The sequence below is a fragment of the Candidatus Curculioniphilus buchneri endosymbiont of Curculio glandium genome (assembly GCF_964275155.1).
Lineage (GTDB): Bacteria > Pseudomonadota > Gammaproteobacteria > Enterobacterales > Enterobacteriaceae > Curculioniphilus > Curculioniphilus buchneri.
Map to the genome: position 1 here is coordinate 318,530 of NZ_OZ193413.1, position 24,859 is coordinate 343,388.

17 protein-coding genes, 2 other RNA genes and 1 pseudogene are annotated in these 24,859 nt (G+C 29.6%); 16 read left to right on the forward strand and 4 right to left on the reverse strand.

What is annotated here, in order from left to right; translation table 11 throughout:
* Positions 1 to 308: 308 nt before the first annotated feature.
* The 4 genes from bamE to plsB all read left to right on the forward strand — a co-directional run bounded on the left by bamE (position 309) and on the right by plsB (position 5,755).
* Entirely contained in the window at positions 309 to 656 is a 348-nt protein-coding gene (gene bamE, locus ACICP0_RS00950; RefSeq protein WP_395480086.1) for an outer membrane protein assembly factor BamE, read from the forward strand.
* Between the two features lie 746 nt (positions 657 to 1,402).
* On the forward strand, positions 1,403 to 1,885 hold the full coding sequence (smpB, locus tag ACICP0_RS00955) for an SsrA-binding protein SmpB (protein WP_395480087.1): 483 nt from the start codon (positions 1,403 to 1,405) through the stop codon (positions 1,883 to 1,885).
* 44 nt (positions 1,886 to 1,929) lie between these two features.
* Positions 1,930 to 2,316, forward strand: a transfer-messenger RNA (tmRNA) gene (gene ssrA, locus ACICP0_RS00960).
* 976 nt (positions 2,317 to 3,292) lie between these two features.
* Entirely contained in the window at positions 3,293 to 5,755 is a 2,463-nt protein-coding gene (gene plsB / locus ACICP0_RS00965) for a glycerol-3-phosphate 1-O-acyltransferase PlsB (protein ID WP_395480088.1), read from the forward strand.
* 137 nt (positions 5,756 to 5,892) lie between these two features.
* Here the strand turns inward: plsB and ubiA are convergent, their stop codons facing one another.
* Positions 5,893 to 6,747 (reverse strand): 4-hydroxybenzoate octaprenyltransferase, encoded by an 855-nt coding sequence (gene ubiA, locus ACICP0_RS00970; RefSeq protein WP_395480089.1) that lies wholly within the window; start codon positions 6,745 to 6,747, stop codon positions 5,893 to 5,895.
* Positions 6,748 to 9,779: 3,032 nt separating this feature from the next.
* Between ubiA and atpB the strand changes: the two genes are divergently transcribed.
* The 8 genes from atpB to ACICP0_RS01010 all read left to right on the forward strand — a co-directional run bounded on the left by atpB (position 9,780) and on the right by ACICP0_RS01010 (position 16,305).
* Positions 9,780 to 10,601: a F0F1 ATP synthase subunit A gene (gene atpB, locus ACICP0_RS00975; RefSeq protein ID WP_395480090.1), complete on the forward strand. Its 822-nt coding sequence runs from the start codon at positions 9,780 to 9,782 to the stop codon at positions 10,599 to 10,601.
* 53 nt (positions 10,602 to 10,654) lie between these two features.
* Positions 10,655 to 10,894: a F0F1 ATP synthase subunit C gene (gene atpE, locus ACICP0_RS00980; protein ID WP_395480091.1), complete on the forward strand. Its 240-nt coding sequence runs from the start codon at positions 10,655 to 10,657 to the stop codon at positions 10,892 to 10,894.
* Between the two features lie 68 nt (positions 10,895 to 10,962).
* On the forward strand, positions 10,963 to 11,433 hold the full coding sequence (gene atpF / locus ACICP0_RS00985; protein WP_395480092.1) for a F0F1 ATP synthase subunit B: 471 nt from the start codon (positions 10,963 to 10,965) through the stop codon (positions 11,431 to 11,433).
* 12 nt (positions 11,434 to 11,445) lie between these two features.
* Complete coding sequence (locus ACICP0_RS00990) at positions 11,446 to 11,979, forward strand: F0F1 ATP synthase subunit delta (protein ID WP_395480093.1); 534 nt, start codon at positions 11,446 to 11,448, stop codon at positions 11,977 to 11,979.
* Positions 11,980 to 11,990: 11 nt separating this feature from the next.
* Positions 11,991 to 13,535, forward strand: a complete 1,545-nt coding sequence (atpA, locus tag ACICP0_RS00995) for a F0F1 ATP synthase subunit alpha (protein ID WP_395480094.1) — start codon at positions 11,991 to 11,993, stop codon at positions 13,533 to 13,535.
* 63 nt (positions 13,536 to 13,598) lie between these two features.
* On the forward strand, positions 13,599 to 14,462 hold the full coding sequence (gene atpG / locus ACICP0_RS01000) for a F0F1 ATP synthase subunit gamma (RefSeq protein WP_395480095.1): 864 nt from the start codon (positions 13,599 to 13,601) through the stop codon (positions 14,460 to 14,462).
* Between the two features lie 24 nt (positions 14,463 to 14,486).
* A complete protein-coding gene (gene atpD, locus ACICP0_RS01005; protein WP_395480096.1) occupies positions 14,487 to 15,869 on the forward strand; it encodes a F0F1 ATP synthase subunit beta in 1,383 nt (460 codons plus the stop codon).
* Between the two features lie 13 nt (positions 15,870 to 15,882).
* Positions 15,883 to 16,305, forward strand: coding sequence for a F0F1 ATP synthase subunit epsilon (locus ACICP0_RS01010; RefSeq protein ID WP_395480097.1), 423 nt, complete (start codon positions 15,883 to 15,885; stop codon positions 16,303 to 16,305).
* A gap of 1,028 nt (positions 16,306 to 17,333) precedes the next feature.
* Here the strand turns inward: ACICP0_RS01010 and gloB are convergent.
* Positions 17,334 to 18,086: a hydroxyacylglutathione hydrolase gene (gene gloB, locus ACICP0_RS01015; RefSeq protein WP_395480229.1), complete on the reverse strand. Its 753-nt coding sequence runs from the start codon at positions 18,084 to 18,086 to the stop codon at positions 17,334 to 17,336.
* A 50-nt stretch (positions 18,087 to 18,136) separates the two neighbouring features.
* Here gloB and ACICP0_RS01020 point away from each other — a divergent pair, with 50 nt between their 5' ends.
* Positions 18,137 to 18,832: a class I SAM-dependent methyltransferase gene (locus tag ACICP0_RS01020; RefSeq protein WP_395480098.1), complete on the forward strand. Its 696-nt coding sequence runs from the start codon at positions 18,137 to 18,139 to the stop codon at positions 18,830 to 18,832.
* 45 nt (positions 18,833 to 18,877) lie between these two features.
* On the opposite strand, the gene rnhA is transcribed toward ACICP0_RS01020, so the two are convergent.
* The gene (gene rnhA / locus ACICP0_RS01025) at positions 18,878 to 19,345 is read right to left on the reverse strand and encodes a ribonuclease HI (RefSeq protein WP_395480099.1); all 468 of its coding nucleotides are present in this window, start codon (positions 19,343 to 19,345) and stop codon (positions 18,878 to 18,880) included.
* Positions 19,346 to 19,390: 45 nt separating this feature from the next.
* On the opposite strand from rnhA, the gene dnaQ reads away from it, so the two are divergent.
* Positions 19,391 to 20,158 (forward strand): DNA polymerase III subunit epsilon, encoded by a 768-nt coding sequence (gene dnaQ, locus ACICP0_RS01030; protein WP_395480100.1) that lies wholly within the window; start codon positions 19,391 to 19,393, stop codon positions 20,156 to 20,158.
* A 753-nt stretch (positions 20,159 to 20,911) separates the two neighbouring features.
* Here the strand turns inward: dnaQ and dolP are convergent.
* Positions 20,912 to 21,487 carry a division/outer membrane stress-associated lipid-binding lipoprotein gene (dolP, locus tag ACICP0_RS01035; protein ID WP_395480101.1) on the reverse strand — a complete coding sequence of 192 codons (576 nt, stop codon included), beginning with the start codon at positions 21,485 to 21,487 and terminating at the stop codon, positions 20,912 to 20,914.
* 1,985 nt (positions 21,488 to 23,472) lie between these two features.
* Here dolP and rsmI point away from each other — a divergent pair.
* Together rsmI and rnpB are read left to right on the forward strand one after the other, a co-directional pair.
* Positions 23,473 to 24,362, forward strand: a pseudogene (rsmI, locus tag ACICP0_RS01040) (16S rRNA (cytidine(1402)-2'-O)-methyltransferase).
* 55 nt (positions 24,363 to 24,417) lie between these two features.
* Positions 24,418 to 24,799, forward strand: an RNA gene (gene rnpB / locus ACICP0_RS01045) — RNase P RNA component class A.
* The last annotated feature ends 60 nt before the right edge of the window (positions 24,800 to 24,859 follow it).

Below are 24,859 nucleotides of genomic sequence, written 5' to 3' on the forward strand. Positions count from 1 at the left end.
TAATGTTAGATACATATCTAATCTAATCTAAGTCTAAAATAATTTGATTGAGCCATATTACAGTAGCGATTGTAATAGATATATTATAAAAATGATAATGCTGTTATTGTGACACAATTATACCTTCAAAAGGGTATAAGTAAACATTAGATGATGCAAATACGTTATGCAAACAATATGCCAATCACTTAATCATTACTATCAATATTAGAGTTTGTATGTCTTGTAATTAGAATGCGTTGTTATTAATAGTTTCTAATTTTAAAGATGTATTGACATAAGTATTACTTTTAAGGTATATAATGGTTATGAACTATAAGACGTTGATCATGATTTTTTTAGTATTGATGATTATTACTGGCTGCTCTGTATTCGAGAGAGTAATTTATCATCCTGAAATTAATCAAGGTAATTATTTAACGACGGCTGATATCGCTAAAATACACATTGGTATGACCAAGAAACAAATAGTTTATATCCTTGGGACGCCAATGCTAAAAGATCCTTTTGGTTCAAATATTTTATATTATATTTTTCGTCGCGATCATGGCATTAAATCTATATTTCAACAAACGCTAATCTTAACGTTTAATAATGTTGACATACTTACTCATATTGAGTTTAAACCAATGAAAAAAACAACTAATATTAGTTAACATACTAAAATAACAGTTTATTAACTATCGTTCATTGATAATAATATTGGTATTCGTGTATGTAAAAAATTTACATCTTCTTGCTAAATTTAGCTAATTTCCAATATAATCAATATTTCAAACTTTAAAACGAATTTACTTACGTAATATTAAACTTTGTGGGTTTAATCCTTTCTTTTAAAAGATCATATTACTCATATAGCACTACTTGTTGCTTTGCTAAGCATAAAGCATATTAATATTTTTACTAAAAGACGACTTAAATACTTTTTTTTAATCTGAAAATATTTTTTTAATAAATGAATTCAACCACCATACTGTTAATCATCAATATTTAAAATCATATCAATAATTGAACGGTAAATTTATTAAATCATTAATTGATAATTAATAAAAATATTACAGATTACAATAATCTTTTTCTATTTTTAAAGTAATTTTTAATAGTTCATTATTGTGATGATTGATCATGTAACGACAATATATACAGCAACTCATATGAATTAAATTAATCCAAAAGATTCAAATGAGGATTAATTATATACATAAATGAATATATAAAATATACATATAAAAATAAAATATGACATAGTTTTTTTCAGCTTTATTAAGTTTTTTTAATAATAAAAAACATTATTTAATCGGAGACGAGAGTTTAAAACGTGCATTTTTTTCTATTTTCATCAAATAAAGTATCTGGAGATAATCTGGATATTTTCATAAATTAATTATAGAAAACAATTTCCATGATTACAAAGAAAGTCAATAATACCGATGTAACTATTATCTTGAATAATAAAAAAATTTCTCATAAATATCATGTGAAACAAAAGATTGAAGCAGGACTTGTGTTGAAAGGATGGGAAGTCAAATCATTACGTGCTAATAAAGTTAGCATTAGTGATAGCTATGTGCTTTTGAAACATGGCGAAGCTTACCTTTTATCTGCAATGTTTCAACCACTTATCACATCTTCTTCCCATGTACTGTATGATCCTATACGTATCCGCAAATTACTTTTAAAAAAACGCGAATTAATTTCATTATACGGTTATGTTAACAAAAAAGGTTACACGGTTATCATGCTATCACTTTACTGGAAACAAGCTTGGGTAAAAGCAACTATCGGTCTGGTTCAAGGTAAAAAAGAGTATGATCTTCGCATGAAAATTAAAGAACGACAATGGAAAATTGATAGAGCTCGAGTCATGAAGTATACTAAACCATAGTCTTGCAGTATTCAAAAAAATTTGCTATAATAAAACACGAAATTGGGGCTGATTTTGGATTCGACGGATTTTACGAAATCTAAGGTGCGTGCCGAGGTGAGGTTGGCCTCGTAAATAAACCTCAAAAAAATAATTGCAAATGATTCGCAATATGAGTCTGTCGCTTTAGCGGCTTAATCAGCTTAAATACTGAAGACTCCCTCTCTTGTCTAGCTTTTTCTCTTTGAGTAGGACAGATATAAGAAAGAGAGGTCAAATGAAAAGAAGATCGCGTGGATGTTTTGCCTAGAATTGAAACGTTAAACCTAATTAGGCTAGTTTGTGGGCAGCGTGTCCATTCGCAGCTGACAAATAAAAAAAATGGACTATGCATGTAGTACCGTAGATATAGCAACTTCCGGACGCGGGTTCAAATCCCGCCAGCTCCATCACTACTGATGCTCTTTACAATTTTAATAAAGTTAAATGTATTTTTCTGACAAAACATAATATCCTGTTTTGCCAGATAGCATCTGCATTTCATTAAACTAATTAAATTTAGTATTTTATTTTTCCTAAGATACCGTATGTTCTTACATATCTATAAGAAGTGTATGCATTAAATTTCGTAAATAGTAGCATGGTCATGATTGGATGACGACGATGAGATATTTATTATAGGTATATGAAATTTTATACACTAAATAAAAATTACGTCGTTGAAGTATCACGAATGATTGACATAAGCATTAAGTATCCATTGATTCATTTATTGATATTAATGCTCAGCATTATATGCTATCAATAATCACCTTTCGATCGTTATATAATTAACTGAAATTAGCCTGTATTATCTTTTGATCTTCAAGCTAGGTTGTAATATGTTTACAACAAGTTGCATTATGTCCTTTATGAAGGAACAATAGCATTTAATTGTTGTATTAGTAAATCCAATATGGTTAGCTTCCTTGCATAAATAGCATATTAAGTTTGTATGATACATACGATTCAAAATTCAAAACTAGTTTTTATTCTGACAAGACTCCTTCATTATCCCTAATTTCTATAAAGTTTTCATTATGAACATCAATCCATTTTAGATAGCTAAAATCAAAAATATATGCAAATAGAGCTTGAAAACCATCTAGATTACATAAGAGAAATATTGCTATTAAAATCGTAATATGATTCTTTTTTTACCACTAAAAATGGTACACTATTAGTATTTTTTCTAGTTTTTATATCTAAATTAAATAAAAAATATTCAGTATGAAAATGTTTTAATTTGAGTATCGTAATCGGTATGCATGATGTAGCAAAAACGTTACTACCTTGGGAATTTTATTAGTTGTGAATAAATGCTATTCTTTATTTTAAGAATAATATTTTATTTTTCATTAAATTAATAATTAAGAGGTTCTTAAAAACATGCTAAGTTGGCGTAAATATTATTACATACTTTTAAACTTTTACATAAACTTCTTGGTAAGAAGTAAAATAATCCCAACTGATTTTTTTGATAAAATTGATATAGATTCCCATAAACCCATAGTTTATGTACTGCCTTATGATTCTCAAATAGATTTGTTAACTTTGCGTCAACAGTGCTCGAAACATGGATTATCTGATCCGTTAATACCTATTAATATAGATGGTATTATTTTGAAACGTTATATCTTTATTCATGAAAGAGCACATTTTTTAAAGAAATATGAACAAAAATCAGATCTTGTAGAATTATTACACCATTATCTTAATCTGCATATTTCTCATCCAGAATTAGATGTACAAATGGTTCCCGTCTTGGTTATGTTTGGTCGTTCGCCTGGTAAAGGACTAAGATTCAATCAAGATAAACCACATTTTCATAGATTAAATGGCATTAAAAAATTCATCGAATTACTTTGGTTCGGTCGAGATAATTTTATCCATTTTTCAACACCTTGTTCTATGCGACATATAGCTACCGAACATGGCATCAACAAAGCTATTGTACAAAAACTTATTCGTTTGACACGTATTCATTTTTTTCGTCAAAAACTAGTTATAGCAGGCCCTCGTCTTCCAATACACCAAGATTTATTAAAGACATTACTGGTTTCTAAAACTATTGAACATGCAGTAAAAGATGAAGCACGCAGTAAAAAAATATCGTTAGAAAAAGCACAAAAAAACGCTATTGAAATTATAGAAGAAATTGCTGCAAATTTTTCTTATGAAGTAATACGTTTATCTGATCGGGTGTTAGGATGGATATGGCACTGGCTTTATCAAGGCGTATACGTATGCAATATTGATCGAGTTCATAAATTGGCAGAAAGAGGATATGAGATTGTTTATGTACCTTGTCATCGTAGTCATATGGATTATTTAATTCTTTCTTATGTGCTTTATCACCAGGGATTAGTTCCACCACATATTGCTGCTGGCATTAATCTTAGTTTTTGGCCTGTTGGTTCATTTTTTCGTCGGTTAGGTGCATTTTTTATACGTCGTACATTTAAAGGTAATAAACTTTATTCTACTATTTTTAGAGAATATCTTGTTGAATTATTTACTCTGGGATCTTCAGTAGAATATTTTATTGAAGGTAGCCGTTCTCGTACAGGACTTCTTTTAGAACCAAAGACAGGTATTTTGACTATGACTATACAGGCAATGCTACGTAGTAGTAATCGACGACCAATTACATTAGTGCCAGTTTATATCGGTTATGAACATGTTCTAGAAGTAGCAAGCTACACTAAAGAGTTACATGGTGCGAAAAAGGAAAAAGACGGCCTGTGGAAAACTGTGCGTAGTTTGTGCAAGTTATGTAATTTAGGCCAAGGATATATTAATTTTGGAGATCCATTACCTTTAGTTCCTTGGTTATCTCAACGAATACCACAATGGCGTAACTCTATCGACCAAAGCGAATCTCAACGTCCCAGCTGGTTAGTACCGGCAGTAAATAAAATTGCTACTACCATGATGATTCGCATTAATAATGCAGCTGCTGCTAATGCGATTAATCTTTGCGCTAATATCTTACTGGCTTCTCGATCGCATGCGTTACTTCGTCAAGAAGTATTATCCCAACTAATTTGTTATCTTAAATTATTACGTAATGTACCATATGCACCGGAAGTTACAGTTCCTAACATGACACCTGAAGCATTACTAGAACATGCATTGATCATGAAAAAGTTTACAATAAAACAACATCCTCTCGGAGAGATTATTTTATTGTCTTGTGATCAAGCCGTACTTATGACTTATTATCGTAATAATATCTACCATTTGCTGATTATACCAGCTTTAATAGCGTGTATAATTGTTAATCATTTTGGTATACAACGTGAACAACTATACCAAAAAATCAAGCTATTGCATCCGTTTTTAAAATCAGAATTATTCATGCGTTTCAGCACAGAAGAATTACCATCAGTAATTGATAATTTTGTTATTGAACTAGAATGTCAGGGACTGTTAATATTACAGGGTACTCAGTTGTATGCAGTTCAATCAAAATCGAATACTCTAACACTTCTTGCTGATAGTATACGGGGCATACTACAGCGTTATGCCATCGTTTTTTCATTATTACAAACTTCATCATGTCTTTTTCATCGGGAGATATTAGAGCAAAAAAGCCGTATGATAACTCAACAATTATCTATTCTACATGACAGAAATGTACCTGAATTTTTTGACAAAAAAATATTTTCTTCCTTAGTAGCGACATTGCGATCAGAACAGTACACTAACGATATTGGAAATATTAATAATGACAAAATAAAAGAAATATTAGATATTTTAAGCGCATTAATTTATCCTGACGTTTTTTACATCATTCAAAGAGCTACTTTATTAATAAAAGTTAATACTGATAAGAACATCATTATTTAAATAAACAAACTTAACACAACTTTATAATATAAATACAAAAACTAATAATATGTATGAGAGATTATTCGTTCAGCAAAGTAATATTTATTATAAATAACTAATTTTAGAAAACGACATGGATGAACGTGCATTTTAATTTATAAAAAACTTAATGCAATACCAATAAACACTAGCATACCGATAAAATTATTATTTAGAAATGCTTGGTAATAAGCCTGTCGTTTGCGTCTAATAATTAATTTTTTTTGCCAAAAAAATAATCCTGCTACTCCAAGTAAAGTGAGATAAAAAACTCTACTAAGCTCCATGCGATAACCAATGATAGTTAGTAAAACTAATGTAATTAATTGCAATAATCCAATAATAAATGCATCTTTTCGACCGAAAAGAATGGCGGTCGACTTGATACCGATACGTAAATCATCATCTCGATCTATCATTGCATATTGAGTGTCATATGATATTGTCCAAATGACGTTCGTTAAAAAAAGTAACCAACAGTTTACTGTTAAACACTTGTTTATTTCCATAAACACCATAGGAATTGACCAACTAAATGCTATTCCTAGTATTAGCTGTGGTAAATATATATATTGTTTCATAAACGGATATATCCACATTAACACTAATGCTATGATTGACAGTACTATAGTTGTAGTATGTAACATTAGTACTAGTATGAAAGACAAACTTATTAACACAATAAATAATAATATGGCTTCATGAGACTTAATTACACCGCTAGGCAATGGACGATTACAAGTACGTTTGACGTAACCGTCAATTTTACGATCAGTATAATCATTTATTACACAACCGGCCGTACGCATTAACCATACTCCCAAAACAAATATCGTTAATGTTTTTATCGTTGGTATACCTTGGCTCGCTAACCATAGTGCCCATAGTGTTGGCCATAGTAATAGTAATAAACCTATTGGTTTATTAATTCGCATCAAAACATAATATGCTTGCCAACGATTCCAATTCACGATATAAAAAATACAATGAGTGCTTCAGTTCTTTAGTTTACTTTAATAAATAATGGCTGTTATGAAACAATTAGGCATAAAGGAACCCTTTCATTAAAATATGTTGATCGTTCAATCAACTAATTAAAATTAGTTTTCTAAATTTTTAAATTAATTTCCACCATGAGTAAATGAATGATAATTATAAAACATGCTAATTATCTTAAAATTTCTATTTTTTATAATAATTTATTTAGTTAACTGTAAAAATTTTTACCGGAATTAAAACTGTACTAAATACTAGTATATTTTTAATATTTTAAATTACATTTTTGTATCATATAGAGAAGTATTGTTTTAAACAGTCGTAATATTATACGTTATTTCAAAAAGTTACAATAATTAATACCAACTTACATACTCATCTTTGATCTTATTTAAGTGTTATATATTGTCTCTGTGCCATTAAAAATATTGTTTAGTATGATGCATATATAACTTTTTCTACGTTAATGTATTATACTATTTGGTTAGTTGATTCTTCTTGCACCCAGGAGTGAAAATTCTTATTTATTAAGACTTCATTAATATATTCATATTATTTTCTAATTTTATTATTTTTAAATATATTAATAAATATATTTTTAACATTTTTCAGCATAGTGATATAAGTATAATATACCATCTCACTCTTGATGTATGTATTAGCGGTGATTCATAATGTGACACTCAATGTCATACTCATTGTTTCCTGGTCTTTCCTATTTAGGCATTGAGTATTTAAATGATTTTGACATTAGGTTGGCTAGTATGCTGATAGTCTTGACATTTGTGCTGACATCTTTAGTATTCTAAATAATATTGATTAACAATAGCACGTAGTCAGAGATTTAATGATTCAAAGTCTGTACATTATTAATGTATCTCAATCAATCTAATACATCGTATTTCAATAACTAATGACAGCATCCGAGCTATGGTATTATTTAGATAATAATTTAATATTTAATAAAGGATATACTATGTTTTTCCAAAAAAATTAGAGTTAAAAAATATGCTTAGAGCATTAAGATAAATGAGATAAAGCTACATTTTATTTATAAATTAGAAAAATATTAGACTAATTAATGATTATTACATAAACGATCGTACGGTTTTTACCACTTATACACTTTGTATTTTGCACACATTAAAATGCATAGATAATCTAATTGAAGATGCATTGAATGAGACTTCAAATAAGATCAATGTATAATAATTATTTTTATAATTTTATAATAAGAAGTGATAACATGATGTGCGTTTAAATTGCTATTTAAGAAAAATTTTAGTTATATGTATATTATAATATGATTATATATGATAATACGCATTCATACGAGAATTTAACGTGATATTTGTAATTTTTCGTCTTATCAGTAATACACTCTCATATTTACGGTTAATAATATGTAATTTATTAATACATAAATAAATATATATTTATATAAAATACATGATGTATGATAGATTTTCTTGTTATATTAGATTCTTACAAGAAAATATAAGATTAAAATAAGCCATTAAAAAATTTTTTGTCCTATGAAAAAATATAAATAAAATAATTATATCTCATGATAGTCTACTAAAGATCTAGTATAACCATATTACTTTCGTAGTACGCTGTAAAGTTTATTTATTTAGGTAAACATTGTTAGTATTCTGTTAAAGTTTAACACTCAATTACCATTCAATTAATTTCAAATAATACGTATACAATTTTAATAATTGAACATAAGAAACATTATTCTTTTTTTAAAAAACTAAAGAAAAAAATTCTTTTTATAGAAAAAAGATTAGTTTCTATCGTTACACAGGCGTATAACATATGCCAAGATTGCTATCTTTCTTAAATTAATGCGATTTCTATCCATACTAGAAATAATTAATTTAATAAATGATTTTTATATGAGCTGTGATTATTCAATCCATAAAACATGAAAATATGTTGTATATTAGATCGTTATATGGTTCAATTCATCTACTTTTTAAGTAGTATGAAATACTACAGTCTAGTTTTAATAAAAGATTACCCAGTGGTGATGATATAACTCAAAAATTACATTTATTTATTCTAAAATAAATGACTCCCTGGTACTCTAATTTTTATTAGAATATTATAAAATAATAATTAGTCATTATTAAATTTCACTTGATAAAATACATATTAAAATAATTTTTTTATGTTAAGTTTATGCATTCAAGATGAAAGGATATTCCATAATAATTACTGTAGAAACAGTACTGAAAGTAATGTAAAGAATGCATTAGGTCCATGTATACGGCTGCACTACACTACTAATAATATAGACTACTATTGATTAGGTTAATTTTATCAAAATTAGATATTTAGATATAATAATATTGAAATACATTTCACTTATTCTATGATATACATACAAGTATTATATTAATTAATTAAAATGTAATATGATGTTACTTTGGCATATATGTTACATCTCGTAAATTTATATTCTAATTTATTTTAGATACTAAGATAATTGTAAGATATATTATCTTTTATTTGGTAATATGATGAAACTGTATTACTAAATAATAAGTTACCTACATTATTTACCAATGAATTTGATATGAAATAACTCATGTTATTTTATTGATTAGTGAATCATAGTCAAATACACTAGTACATCATGTATGTAATATAAAATACATAGAATAAATCAAATTTATAATATTTTATTTTATAAGAATAAGATTTATGAACAATCTCCTTTACTAAAGGATGACTTTTATTATATAGCTTTCATAATCATTCTGGAGTAGTTATGTTTTGATATCTGATCTGCATAAATTATAAACGTAATTAATTATGAATCATTTAATTTTTCCTATCTAAACTATACAAATATAATGGAAAATTATCATATTTCTTTTATGAAAGATCAATAAAGTGCTTTTCAATATCATAGCAGTTAAGTTTATTTATTTAGTATGCTAAATCATTGTTTTTTAATTAATATGCTAGTTTTTTTAATGAAAGAGTAAGAGTCATCATGTCTACTTCACAAGAAATCTCTTCTCCACAAAACTACATAGGCCACCATCTGAATCATCTTCAGCTAGACCTACGTACATTTGAGTTAGTAAATTCACATTCAATAAAATCTTTCTGGATATTGAATGTTGATTCAATGTTTTTTTCCTTACTACTAGGGTTGATTTTTTTAATTATTTTCATGAAAATCTCCAGAGGAGTCAATAGTAGTAAGGCACCCGGAAAATTACAAATCTTTATTGAATTAATAGTTGAATTCATTGATATTAGCGTACGGGAAATATACCATGGAAAAAGTAAACTAATCGCTCCTTTAGCACTCACCGTGTTTATTTGGATTTTTCTAATGAACTTAATGGATCTGTTGCCGATTGATTTATTGCCTTATATTGGAAAATATGTTCTAGATTTGCCTACATTGCGCGTAGTACCATCCGCCGATATCAACATTACTTTATCAATGGCATTAGGTATTTTTATACTAATTATATATTTCAATATAACAACAAAAGGGATTAGTGGCTTCATTAAAGAAATCACTTTTCAGCCATTCAATCATCCTGTGTTTATCCCCATTAATCTTATTCTTGAAGGAATCAGCCTACTTTCAAAACCAGTATCACTAGGTCTTCGATTATTTGGTAATATGTATTCAGGTGAATTAATTTTCATTTTGATTTCTGGTTTATTGCCGTGGTGGTTGCAATGGATTCTAAATGTGCCTTGGGCTATTTTTCACATTCTAATTATCACTCTTCAATCTTTTATTTTTATGATCTTGACGATTATTTATCTTTCAATAGCATCTGAAGAAAACTAATGATTATTCATTTTAATTTAATATTGAACTAAATTTAAACAATGGAGATTTCGATGGAAAATTTGAATATAGATTTATTATATATGGCTGCAGCTATAATGATGGGTTTAGCCGCAATTGGTGCTGCAATTGGCATTGGTATCTTAGGTGGAAAATTTTTGGAAGGCGCTGCACGTCAACCTGATCTAATTCCTCTGCTGCGAACACAATTTTTTATTGTCATGGGTCTTGTTGATGCTATTCCTATGATTGCTGTAGGATTAGGTCTTTATATGATGTTTTCTATAAAGTAATATTATAAATTTTAAACTAATTAATAGATATTGATACTAAAGCTAATTTTAATTGAGAGCGTGATGCTATGAGCCTTAACGCAACAATTCTCGGTCAAACTATAGCATTTATCTTATTTGTGTTCTTTTGTATAAAATGCATATGGCCACCTTTGATAGCTGCTATTGAAAAGCGCCAGAAAGATATTATCGATGGTTTGGCTGCTTCTGAGTGTGCAAAAAACAGTTTAGAAATTTCGAAAATTGAAGCTGAAAAACATTTAAAACAAGCAAGAGAAACTGCCCAAAAAATTATTGAGCGTACCAACAAGCGCAAAGCACAAATAATCGATGAAGCCAAAACTATAGCACACGAGGAACGAAATAAAATTCTTTCTCAAACACAAGCAGATATTGATGCAGAATATAGACGTGTACGCGTAGAGTTACGTAAACAACTTGCTATGTTAGTTATAACAGGCGTTGAAAAGATTATTGAACGTTCTATAGATGAAGTGTCTGACGCCAAAATCATTGATAAAATTATTTCCGATCTTTAAGAAAAATAAACAATGTCTCAACTAATTACTTTAGCTCGTCCCTATGCTGAAGCAATTTTCAGCTTGGCTGTGGAACAACAGAATGTAGATCAATGGCAATCTATGTTAATGTTTCTTGATAAAATAATGCGTAATGAACTGATATCTACTGTATGTTCAAGTCCTGCTTCGTCTGAAAAAAAAGCAAATTTTTTTATATCAATTTGTGGTAATCAGCTTGATGTCTATGGACGAAATCTTATCCGTGTTATCGCAAAAAATAACCGATTGACTATATTACCTAATATATTAGAGTATTTTATCTATCTTCGTTTGTTACAAGAACAAACTGTAAATATAAACATCATGGCTGCTGCACAATTAACAAAAGAACAACTAAAAAGAATTACTTTTGCAATGGAACGACGATTTTCATGCAGAGTTAATCTAAATTTTAAAATTGATCAATCTGTAGTTGCTGGCATTGTCATTTATATAGGAGATACCGTGATAGATGGTAGCGTACGTGGTCGTCAGGAACGTTTTGCCAAAATCTTACTGTCTTAAGGAAATTGAATATGCAGCAATTAAAATCCACTGAAATTAGCCAATTAATTAAGCAACGCATTGCTCAGTTCAATATAATTAATGAAGTTCACAATGAAGGTACAATCATTTCTGTTAGTGATGGAATTATCTATATTCATGGCTTATCTGCAGTGATGCAGGGTGAAATGATTACATTGCCTGGCAACTCTTTTGCTATTGCCTTGAACCTATCACGCGATTCTGTCGGTGCCATCGTTATGGGTTCATATACAAACTTAGCTGAAGGAATGAAAGTAAAATGTACTCATCGTATCTTAGATGTGCCAGTAGGCCATGGGTTGCTAGGCCGAATAGTTAATGCATTAGGTACACCAATTGATGGTAAAGGTCCACTGAAACATGATGGTTTTTCTGCTATTGAAGCAATTGCGCCAGGTGTAATTGATCGTCAATCAATTGATCAACCTATACAGACTGGTTATAAAGCCATTGATAGTATGATTCCTATTGGTAGAGGTCAACGTGAACTAATTATTGGAGATCGACAAACTGGAAAATCAGCATTAGCTATTGATACTATCATCAACCAGCGTAATAGCGGTATTAAATGTATTTATGTTGCTATTGGCCAAAAAACTTCAACTGTTATTAACGTAGTTCGAAAATTAGAAGAATATGAGGCACTGAAGAATACTATTGTAGTAACTGCAACAGCGTCAGAATCTGCTGCACTACAATATATAGCACCGTATGCTGGTTGTTCGATGGGTGAGTATTTCCGTGATCGTGGCGAAGATGCGCTGATCATTTATGATGATCTATCTAAACAGGCTATAGCTTATCGTCAAATTTCTTTATTACTCCGTCGACCTCCAGGTCGGGAAGCATATCCCGGTGATGTATTTTATCTACATTCTCGATTGCTAGAACGTGCAGCTCGCGTTAATGCACAATATGTTGAACATTTTACTAAAGGTATAGTAAAAAGACAAACCGGTTCCTTAACCGCACTGCCTATAATTGAAACTCAAGCTGGTGATGTATCTGCATTTGTTCCAACTAACGTAATTTCTATTACCGACGGTCAAATTTTTTTAGAATCTCATTTGTTTAATGCCGGCATACGTCCTGCTATTAATCCAGGAATTTCAGTATCTCGAGTTGGTAGTGCAGCACAAACTAAAATCATGAAAAAATTATCTGGTGGAATTCGTACTGCATTAGCGCAATATCGTGAACTAGCTGCATTTTCTCAATTTTCTTCTGAGCTGGATGAAGCTACTCGTCAGCAATTAGTTTATGGACAAAAAGTCACTGAATTACTCAAACAAAAGCAGTATTCACCGATATCAATTACTAAACAAGAACTGTTGTTTTTTGCTGTAGAACATGGTTATTTAGAGGATGTTGAAATCAAAAAAATTAGTGACTTTGAAGCCGCACTAATGACTTATGTAGATAATGAACAAATTGACATTATGAACAAAATAAACCAGGCTGATATTTATAACGACTATATTAAAAACCAAATGAAATATATTCTTGATACATTTAAAACAACTCAATCTTGGTAATAAGATAGTCGATACCGTAAGCTGACTGGAAATTATATAAAAATGATAATAAGGAACGGCGAAATGGTAAATGAAAAAGAAATCCGTAGAAAAATAATCAGTATTAATCATACACAAAAAATTACTAAAGTAATGGAGATGATTTCTGCCTCTAAAATGCGTAAAACTCAGGAACGTATGGCAGCCAGCCGTCCTTATGCAACCACAATGCGTAAAATGATTGGTCACATTGCATTAGGAAATTTAGAATACAAGCACCCTTATTTAGATGAACGTGACATCAAACATGTGGGTTATCTTATAGTTTCAACTGATCGTGGTCTGGTAGGTGGTTTAAATGTTAATTTATTTAAAAAGATTCTATCAGACATGAAAAAATGGAACGAAAATGCTGTAAAAACTGAAGTAGCTTTAATTGGTTCTAAAGCAGTTTCTTTTTTTAATTCAATTGGAGTTAAAGTAGTTGCTCAAGTAACAAATATGGGAGAAAATCCTATGCTATCTGAACTAATTGGACCTATTACAGTGATGTTGAAAGCATACGATACTAATAAACTAGATAAAATTTATATAGCCAGCAATAAATTTATTAATAGTTTATCCCAGATGCCACAAATTTTTCAGCTCCTTCCACTTTTACCTTCAGAAGAAACGGATTTGAAAATTAGATCCTGGGATTATCTATATGAGCCTAATCCAAAAACATTATTAGATACCTTATTGTGTCGTTATATAGAATCACAGGTTTATCAAGGTGTTGTTGAAAATTTAGCCAGTGAACAGGCTGCACGTATGATAGCAATGAAAGCTGCAACAGAAAACGGGCATAACTTAATGAAAGAATTACAATTAGTTTATAATAAGGCTCGACAAACTACCATTACCCAAGAGCTTACTGAGATTGTTTCTGCAGCATCCGCTGTATAAATTATGAATTACATTGAGGACTAAATGGCTACTGGAAAAGTTATTCAGATTATTTCTGCAGTTATTGACGTTGAATTTCCACAAGATGCTGTACCTAGAATATATAATGCCCTTGAAGTTAAAAATGGTGATGCGATATTAATATTAGAAGTGGAACAACAGCTAGGTGGTGGTATAGTACGTTGTATTGCGATGGGATCTTCTGATGGCCTTCGTCGTGGTCTGGAAGTTATTGACCTTAAACGCGCAATTGAAGTACCAGTAGGCGAAGTTACTTTGGGTCGAATTATGAACGTACTAGGCGAACCCATTGATATGAAGGGTCAAATATACGAAAAAGAACGTTGGCCTATTCACCGCCCGGCACCAAGCTATGAAGAATTAGCTACTTCTCAAGATTTATTAGAAACAGGTATTAAAGTGATTGACTTGATATGTCCATTTTCTAAGGGAGGTAAAGTAGGTTTATTTGGTGGTGCTGGTGTTGGTAAAACTGTTAATATGATGGAACTTATTCGTAACATAGCTATTGAACATTCTGGTTATTCTGTTTTCGCTGGTGTAGGAGAACGCACTCGTGAAGGTAATGATTTTTATCATGAAATGATTGAATCTAATGTTATTGATAAAGTATCTTTAGTATACGGTCAAATGAATGAACCTCCTGGTAATCGCTTGCGCGTCGCTCTTACTGGTTTAACTATAGCAGAAAAATTTCGTGATGAAGGTCGTGACGTTTTGTTATTTATCGACAATATTTATCGTTACACTTTAGCAGGGACCGAAGTCTCCGCATTACTAGGTCGAATGCCATCCGCAGTAGGTTATCAGCCAATGCTAGCAGAAGAAATGGGCATGTTACAAGAGCGTATTACTTCTACTAAAACTGGGTCAATTACTTCTATACAAGCGGTATATGTCCCTGCAGATGATTTGACTGATCCATCGCCGGCTACCATTTTTGCGCATCTTGATGCGACAATAGTTTTAAGCCGTCAAATTGCTGCACTAGGAATTTATCCAGCAGTAGATCCTTTGGATTCTACAAGCCGTCAATTAGATCCAATGCTAGTAGGCCAAGAACATTATGATGTCACTTGTAGTGTGCAATCCATTTTGCAGCGTTATCAAGAACTCAAAGATATTATCGCAATTCTTGGAATGGACGAATTGTCTGAAAATGATAAATTGACTGTTTCTCGAGCGCGTAAAATTCAACGGTTTTTATCTCAGCCATTTTTTGTAGCAGAAATATTTACTAACTTATCTGGTAAATATGTAGCAATGAAAGATACTATCCGTGGTTTTAAGGGTATTATAAATGGGGAATATGACAATCTTCCAGAACAAGCGTTTTATATGGTTGGCTCCATTAATGAAGCGATAGAAAAAGGAAAAAGATTATGACTCGAGAAAAAATATGGTTTTAAATACTTTTTGTTTAGATCTAGTCAGTGCTGAAAAAAAAATATTTTTTGGATTAGTTAAAAAAATTCAAGTCACAGGTAGTGAAGGTGAATTGGGAATTCATCCGGGTCATACTCCATTACTTACTTCTATTAAGCCTGGTATGATTCATCTTGTGAAACAGTGTGGAAAAGAGGAATTTATTTACCTCTCTGGTGGTATACTTGAAGTACAACCCACCATGGTTACTATTTTAGCCGATACAGCTATTCGCGGAGAAGATATTGATGAAGTACGTGCAATGGATTCTAAACGAAAAGCAGAAGAGCATATTAAAAATTCTTATGGAAATATTGATTATGCTCAAGCATCGGTAAAATTAGCTAAAGCGCTAGAAAAACTTCGAGTGATTGAATTAACAAAAAAAGTTATGTAATTAATTGATCTAATAATTTATATTTAATAAATATATGGATTAGTATAAGGTTATTTGTTTTTCAAAAATTAAAAAATTATCTAGTGCAAAAATTTTATTTAAAAAAGCTAAAATTATTTAATTCAACATATGATTACAATCATAATTGTAAATTTTATGGTAAGTCATTAATTAAAATTAAACATTATTTATTTGCTCAGAACTGAGCTATAAATTCGCAGAATATCAGATAAAAACGTGAGTGGCTTATGAACAACATTAACGTTTATTAATTTTGTCTTCATATAGTATATAGTATAAAGAATACTAATCAATTTTATTATAAATAAGTACAGTAAGCATGCATTATCAAAAAGCTATGAATAGTGATTTTTATAAAAATGCTATAACGTTTCTTATCTGACAAAATAAGTAATTTTTTGGTTCATTGAGCTATTATAGTGTACTTAGTGTACTTATAGTAATAAGAACCATAGTTATTTACTAGGGGTCATGACAATCAACTATGAAAATAGTCTATGTTCTATAGAGAACATAAATCATGATTTTGAATCGTGATATTTATCTTGAAAACACTGTATTTGGGATAATAATATATGTTCGAGATAATTATAAAAGAAAATACAAATCTAGATCTATTTATTTGTATTAATATTAATGCGTTTTTCTAAAAAACAAGAAAAATACAAGATTTGAAAATATCTAATAGTTCTCTAGATATAATGAATAGTTTTTCTTAGATATCTATTTTAGTTATATTTTAACAATTAGCTAATTTATTTTCTAAAATTTATATGACCATTATTTAAATACATGTCTATCATAATTTTAATTACTTCCACTGCTCACTATAATAGTTATTAACATATTTTTTTGACTTAAATACCTATTTAGAAAATATATTAAAATATGACACTTATCAATATAATATCTTTTATCTAAATGATTGCAATATTTTAAAATAAAATAGAAAAACGATCACATCGTTCCATAGTCATTATCGTCGATATGCATAACATCAAAGAACATTAGAAACAATCCTTTTTTTCACGTAACATCGCAAAAATACGCCATTCTTCACCGGAAGAAGGATAATAATTTAATGAATTTTTTATTGCAATATCATTGCAACGTAAAAAAACATTTATTTGGCGTTCTAACTGCAATGTTGTAGGTAAGCTTGGTTGTTTTTTTAAGCGTAACTGTTTAACATTCCGCAAGTTATCAAGAATAATCTTATCTTTTGGCAAAAGAGTCGAAGCAAAGTAAAGGTTACTTAAGGTATATTCGTGTCCAGAACAAATTAACGTTTCTTGTGGAAGATTATTGATCTTTTGAAAAGATTCATACATTTTCTTTGGTGTTTCTTCAAAAATTCGGCCGCAACCAGCAGAAAACATTGTATCACCGCAAAAAAGCCAAGGGGCACTATAAAAACCAATATGTCCAAATGTATGGCCTGGGAAGGCCAGAATTGTAAAGATCTGATCTAAAACTTTTATTTTATCATTTTCGGCTACTATTTGAGTACTACCCTTTACATATGTTTCTGCTGGACCATATATTGGAACTGGAAAATATCGTAACAGATCGACAATACCCCCTACATGATCATGATGATGATGAGTAAGAAAAATAGCAACAAGATTTAATTGATATTCAATAAGTGTCTGAATAACTGGTCCACTGATTCCAGGGTCTACTGCTAAACATTCTCGTTGAGCATTATATAAAAGCCAAATATAATTATCTGACAGCGCAGGAATACTAATAAGTTGCATTGCTAATTTAATAATTTCTTTCAATTATTTTTATAAGAAGATAGAGAAATATGAAATATGTGAAAAATAATGCAAACATTATATCACCTATATCCTGGAATGATATTCCTTGTGGTGTCGATTATCGACAGGCATTGGAGAAGATGCTAAAGGTATGGTGGCCAAAATTATTTGGATTTCATTTGTTAAAAATTGGTGCGTTGAGTGCAGACCTCGATACTGGAGATTGTTCAATTTCTCACCAAATTAGTGTAGGATTAGAGGGTAAAGATTTACAGGTAATGGCTGATCCTTATCATTTACCATTTGCCAATAAATCAGCTGATTCTTGTTTGCTAGCTCATACTTTATCATATAGTGGCGATCCACATCGTCTACTGAGTGAAGTGGAGCGAGTATTAATTGACGACGGTTGGATTATTATGACCACCTTCAATCCAGTTAGTATGCTAGGATTAGGTAAATTATGTCCCATTTTATTTCGTCGTCAACCATTTCGAAGTCGAATGTATACTCAAATGCAGCTTTTATATTGGCTAGGAATGTTAAACTTTGAAGTATTACATTGTAGTTATTTGAAATCTCTACCATGGAAACTACCACGAGAAGAATTTATTAGTCATTACTTTCCAATAATTGGTTGCTTAAGTATAATTATTGCCCGTAAACGTACCTTTCCTATTGATCTGATGCCATTAAAAAGTAATCCCCTTGCAAGATTACAGCGTATGGTTAATGCTGTATAGGTTATGTATTTAATAAAAATCTATCTATTGTATTTATTCATTCATTTAATTTTCGAACTGATAACCGGTATCAGCTAAGGTTGGATGATTAGCAGCAATCCTGGCTAAAGTATCACAGTATTCATTTTCTGGATAGCCTGCATGACCTTTGATCCAATTCCAATGTACAATATGTGGTTTAATAACCATATCTAGAATCTTCCATAAATCTATATTTTTTAATGGATTATTGACTTTACTTTGCCAACCACATTTTTTCCAATTATGGATCCACTGAGTAATACCTTTACATAAATAAATACTATCAGTGTAAAGCATTACATTACAGGAGTCTTTCAACTCTTTTAGTGCAACAATAGCAGCCATCAATTCCATACGATTGTTGGTAGTCAGTCGATAACCAGCACTTAGTACTTTTGTGTGTTGCTTGTATTGTAATATAGCAGCATATCCGCCAGGTCCAGGATTTCCCAAACACGAACCATCAATAAAAATTGAAATTTGTTTGAACATTTTAGTAAACTAATTTTATGATAAAAAAAATCAAGTTTGACATAAATGAACATTAATAATACTAATATTATGCGGCAAGTTTTCTTAGATATCGAAACCACTGGTATGAATAAGTTAGGGGTCCATTATGAAGGACACCGCATTGTTGAAATTGGTGCAGTAGAGATGATTAATCGTCGTCTGACCGGTCGCTATTACCATGTTTATCTGAAGCCAGATCGGTCTATTGATCCCGAAGCTTTTAAAATACATGGCATCAGTAATGAATTTTTGGCAGATAAACCAAGTTTTTCTGAAATAGCAAATGAACTCATAAATTTTATCCACGATAGTGAATTGATTATTCATAATGCTCCTTTTGATATTGGTTTTATGGACTATGAACTCGATATGTTAAATGTTAACATTAATAAAATTGAAACATTTTGCAATGTAATTGATAGTTTATGTTTGGCGAAAAAAACGTTTCCGGGTAAGCGAAATAATCTAGATGCTTTATGTGATCGCTATTTGATTGATAAAAGCAAGCGCATATTGCACAGTGCCTTAGTCGATGCTGAAATATTAGCAAAGGTATTTCTATGTATGACTGGTGGCCAAACTTCCATGTACTTTATAATGGAACAAGAACAGGAACAATTTCAAGTTGAAAAAACTAGATATGTTCAACATATGAAGAATGTTCGATCTTCGTTAAAGATTATTTATGCTAAAAAAGAAGAAATTATAGCTCATGAACAATGTTTAGATCTAATACAGAAACAAGGTGGAAGATGCTTATGGAAACTAAAAATTTCCTCTAAAAGTAAATAAATTTACATGAGTTAGTTTTAATAAGTTAAAAAGGTCATGATGATTAATTGTCAAAATTTTTCTTAAAAAGATACAAGGAATAACTATGATAGTATCATTGTGTGAATTTTAATAAAAATAATCTATAACACTATTATATGTCAATAAGTTAGTCATCTTAATTGATAATTAAAAGTAACTTTAATCTATATCTCTGGAATGCAAAGAGATTAGATAAGTTAACGAACTTTAAATATTTTATTTTTTTCAAGTTACATATATAGAACATTAATGTTATTAATTTTACAATTAGAGTTTTTATTGATATGAATACATATAATTATATGTATTTATTGTATTTAATTAATATTTTTATGAAAAGATTATAGTCTTTTAAATAAACATACAGTACTGTAATATACATAACATAATGGAGTGATATATAGTTTAACTATAAACGAGGAGGAATTATTTCTAATTTTTTATTACGTTACATCCCTATAGATGTAGCACGTATAACATGCCAAAGAAATACTTATACATAGTCATTATATTTAATAAATATATATTATTATATAGCAGAGTTGCTAATATGACCGCTTATCTTAAATCCACTTATATTGGAGTTATTATGCTAACTTATCTATGGATAAGTAGAATGTTTACTTTTAAAAAGTCCTAGTAATGTCCTCAGTGCATATTAATACAATATGCAATGCAGAAGATTATTGCAACGTAACTTAAAAATAGATATTCGATGGCGTATCGATGTTATCATAAGTAAGTAAAAGCAGTAGTGACGTGTTTAACACCGTTTGTTTTACTTGCAATCTCTGCCACTGATTTGCCTTCAGCCTCTGTAACAACACCTAAAAGAAACACCTCATTATTTTCTGTAACAATTTTTACATTGGAAGATTTTACCAAATTACTCTTCAATAACTTCCAACGAATTTTTGAAGTAATCCAAGCATCCATACACATGGAACTTAGTGATATTGGTTGTCCTTTACGAATTTCGTTATAAATTTCTACTACTCCATTGATATTCATTACAATTTTTTGCGCTCTTTCCGCAAAAATAAAATTTGATACTTGACCAGTTAATAATACTTTACATTGGTAAACTGTATTTACCAACCGTACACCTCGCTTTAATATTTCATCTTTCGATAGAGCATTTGCAATACGTTTTTCGAGAACACTATCATCAATTTGAGTTCCGATCGTACGAGGATCGATAGCGGTTTTAATCGAAATAGCTGTAGCCCCACCAATCACCATTGCACCTAAACATCCTTGTAGAATTGGGATACTACACAATAGCAGTAATGTTTTATGAACATTCATTCATACATTCCTTTAATTTTCTGCTAATAAAATAGAGTATTATTCATGAAATAATATAAATAGCCCATGACATAAATATAAAATTTTTAATTAAAGAATTTTAATGAAATAGAATAAGAAAAATTTTTTAAGATTTTATTAATTTCATAGTTCATCTATATTATTATACTTAATAAGTACAAAACTTTTCATTTTGAACTACTAATGAACATCTTCGATAAAAGAATATATCAATTTTACTGATCAATCAAAAGTTACATCACTAATACACAGTGATCCAATCTAACGTATCCCAGATATAATGGTGAATGAGACATTTCATTTCACTATAGAAAGTATCAATAAATTTCAAGACCAAGTTTTAAATCGGTTGTTGATATTCTAACAAGAATGATAACGGAAATATCATTATTATATGATATATATATTACTGACATTGCTTATCATTGCTTATCATTATAGTTAGTATGATAAACATTGTTTTCAAGGCTACTGAATAACCGTTTTCTCTCTGCCATAATTACAATGCATACTCAAAATTTTCAATAAAATAGTTTTATTTTTTAGATGCGTTAGATAACTAGATTGAGTTGAAAGGAGCTCATAGAACGAGATATATATCTAGTATATATAGACTAGAATGTAGTTTTATCAATTTTATCTCAATTTTAATACAAAAATATGTTAAAAAAGTTTAATATAACTAAATATTTTATTTTACATAATATAAAGAGTAATGTTCTTAAATAGTTATACTATTAACGTTGAGATTGTACGCATGATTACATCAACAATAAATATATGTATATTAACTCATAATATTTGTAAGTAAAGTACTATTTTTATTTTAAATATATTATTAAAATTATAAACATTATCTATTAATCAATCACTTGACCTCAATTATTTTATACTAAAAATATTTTTTTTATTGAAAATTAAAATTAAACAGTGCATTTAGAAATTAGTATGATATATTATCGAGTAAAAAATTAAATTTATGATGTGATAAACATATCAAAATGAACAATTTTAATAACATAAACATTTATTTTTTAATAAAACTTAAGTTAAGTTATATGAATGAATAACACAATATTACTATATTTTAATTTATTTATTATCAATGGTATATTTATTTAAAATAAATGAGCGCAATATTAAGACGCATTATATATAATGCAATAAATTATATAATATAATAAATTAAGTCAGTACGTTAACGGGTATTATAAACAATAATTAGTTAAACTAAAATTAATTCTACATTTTACAATAACAGCAATAATATTGATATCTTCATATTGTTACTAGACAATAAAACTATATTATGATATACCATACTATGCTTCAAGTGAAGCACGCAAACTTTACTATAATAATGATGGATAAAATAATAGAGAATATTTAATCGCTATTGCACAATAATGTAGTTACATTAGTATGTAACTTAATTTTTAATTTTATCTTTATTATTACAATAAGGGAAATGTGTTCCAAAATTGGAATGAATTTTACAATATTGGTTTATTATGTAACTTACTTTTACGAGTAAAGTTTTTTAATTTATTAGCTACAAATTCTAATGCAGATAAAATAAACCAATTATTCTAATCTATTATTACCAATATGCTATTGGTATATACTTTATATTATTTTTGTATAATATAAATATATATATTAATTAAATCTATTACAGAATAAATTTAACTAATGTTAATTATCGCTTAGTAACATTGTAGATATTATTAATATTTTAAGTTAGTGTAGTTAGGTTTGGATAAAAAATAAAAAATTTATACATTTATATGTATATTAATTAATTATTTATAGACTTCTAAATATATAGAAAGAATTAGTATTGATCGTATATTGCATAGTAGATGATTATGACCAATTCTAAAATTTCATGTTTTTCATCAAATACATAAATCTAGTAACTCTTTGAAAAATAATTGAAAAGAAGAATAATTTTGAATAATAAAATGCATGAACATCAACAAGAAGATATTTCTGTATCAACGTTATATGTGGTGCCAACTCCTATTGGCAATCTAAACGACATCACTAAAAGAGCATTGTTTATCTTAGATAATGTTAACCTCATTGCAGCAGAAAATATCTATCATACTAATTTATTATTGCAACATTATTTAATAAAAACACGGTTATTTTCTTTTCATGATCATAACGAACAAAGAAAAACAAGCATATTACTAAATAAGCTGAGTGATGGATACAGTATAGCACTTGTGTCTAATGCTGGAACACCTCTTATTAATGATCCTGGCTATCGTTTAGTGCATCGTTGTCGCGAACTCGGTATTCGAATAGTACCGTTACCAGGTCCTTGCGCAGCTATTACTGCATTATCTGCTTCTGGATTGCCTTCTAATCGATTTTGTTATGAAGGTTTTTTACCGGTGAAGCGAAAAGCACGTCTTGATTATCTTCAAGCACACAAACATGAGCCACGCACATTAATTTTTTATGAATCAACCCACAGATTATTGGAAACCTTAAAAGATATATCGGATACTTGGGGACCTCAACGCTATGTCGTATTAGCAAGGGAATTAACTAAAATATGGGAAACTATTTATGGAGCACCGGTCAACGAACTACTCCTTTGGCTTCAAGCAGACATAACTCGCCAAAAGGGTGAGATGTCTCTGATTGTTGAAGGATATTATAAAATAAAAGAGGCTCATACTCTACTACCAAAGATTTTACGTACTTTCTCTATTTTACTAACAGAATTACCACTAAAACAAGCTGCGGCGTTAACAGGAAAAATTTACGAAGTAAAAAAAAAATGCTTTATCGCTATTTAATTGATCAAAAGAAAAATAAAAAAATGATACAATCACCTTAATAAAGATAAATATGATAGATGACAAACATCAAAATAAACTTTATACTTTATTATTGAAGTTGACTAGACAGTCGCTGCTTCATTGTTATCCATCTTCGATGACAATGTTGGAGAGGAAAGTCCGGGCTACATAGGGCAGGGTGCCAGGTAATACCTGGGAGGTGTGAATCTACGACTAGTGCCACAGAAAGCAAACCGCCGATGATTCGCGTTATTTGTACTCAATCAGGTAAGGGTGAAAAGGTGTGGTAAAAGCGCACCGCGCGTCTGGCAACAGTTCGCGGCATGGTAAACTCCACTCGAAGCAAGGCCAAATAGGGGTTTCAAAAGTATGGCCCGTACGTTAACCCGGGTAGGCTGCTTGAGTCAATATGTGAATATTGACCTAGATGAATGGCTGTCCACGACAGAACCCGGCTTAAAAGTCAACTTCACTTTTATATTCATATATTACTGATATATCGTATTATACCTCAAAGTATGTAAACTAGATTTTA

Coding starts and splice junctions, on each gene's coding strand:
- atpB (WP_395480090.1), top strand. CDS start 9,780: ATGTCTACTTCACAAGAAATCTCTTCTCCACAAAACTACATAGGCCAC.
- ACICP0_RS01020 (WP_395480098.1), top strand. CDS start 18,137: ATGAAATATGTGAAAAATAATGCAAACATTATATCACCTATATCCTGG.
- ACICP0_RS01010 (WP_395480097.1), top strand. CDS start 15,883: ATGGTTTTAAATACTTTTTGTTTAGATCTAGTCAGTGCTGAAAAAAAA.
- rnhA (WP_395480099.1), bottom strand. CDS start 19,345: ATGTTCAAACAAATTTCAATTTTTATTGATGGTTCGTGTTTGGGAAAT.
- atpE (WP_395480091.1), top strand. CDS start 10,655: ATGGAAAATTTGAATATAGATTTATTATATATGGCTGCAGCTATAATG.
- plsB (WP_395480088.1), top strand. CDS start 3,293: ATGCTAAGTTGGCGTAAATATTATTACATACTTTTAAACTTTTACATA.
- gloB (WP_395480229.1), bottom strand. CDS start 18,086: ATGCAACTTATTAGTATTCCTGCGCTGTCAGATAATTATATTTGGCTT.
- atpD (WP_395480096.1), top strand. CDS start 14,487: ATGGCTACTGGAAAAGTTATTCAGATTATTTCTGCAGTTATTGACGTT.
- atpG (WP_395480095.1), top strand. CDS start 13,599: ATGGTAAATGAAAAAGAAATCCGTAGAAAAATAATCAGTATTAATCAT.
- dolP (WP_395480101.1), bottom strand. CDS start 21,487: ATGAATGTTCATAAAACATTACTGCTATTGTGTAGTATCCCAATTCTA.
- bamE (WP_395480086.1), top strand. CDS start 309: ATGAACTATAAGACGTTGATCATGATTTTTTTAGTATTGATGATTATT.
- dnaQ (WP_395480100.1), top strand. CDS start 19,391: ATGAACATTAATAATACTAATATTATGCGGCAAGTTTTCTTAGATATC.
- smpB (WP_395480087.1), top strand. CDS start 1,403: ATGATTACAAAGAAAGTCAATAATACCGATGTAACTATTATCTTGAAT.
- atpF (WP_395480092.1), top strand. CDS start 10,963: ATGAGCCTTAACGCAACAATTCTCGGTCAAACTATAGCATTTATCTTA.
- ACICP0_RS00990 (WP_395480093.1), top strand. CDS start 11,446: ATGTCTCAACTAATTACTTTAGCTCGTCCCTATGCTGAAGCAATTTTC.
- atpA (WP_395480094.1), top strand. CDS start 11,991: ATGCAGCAATTAAAATCCACTGAAATTAGCCAATTAATTAAGCAACGC.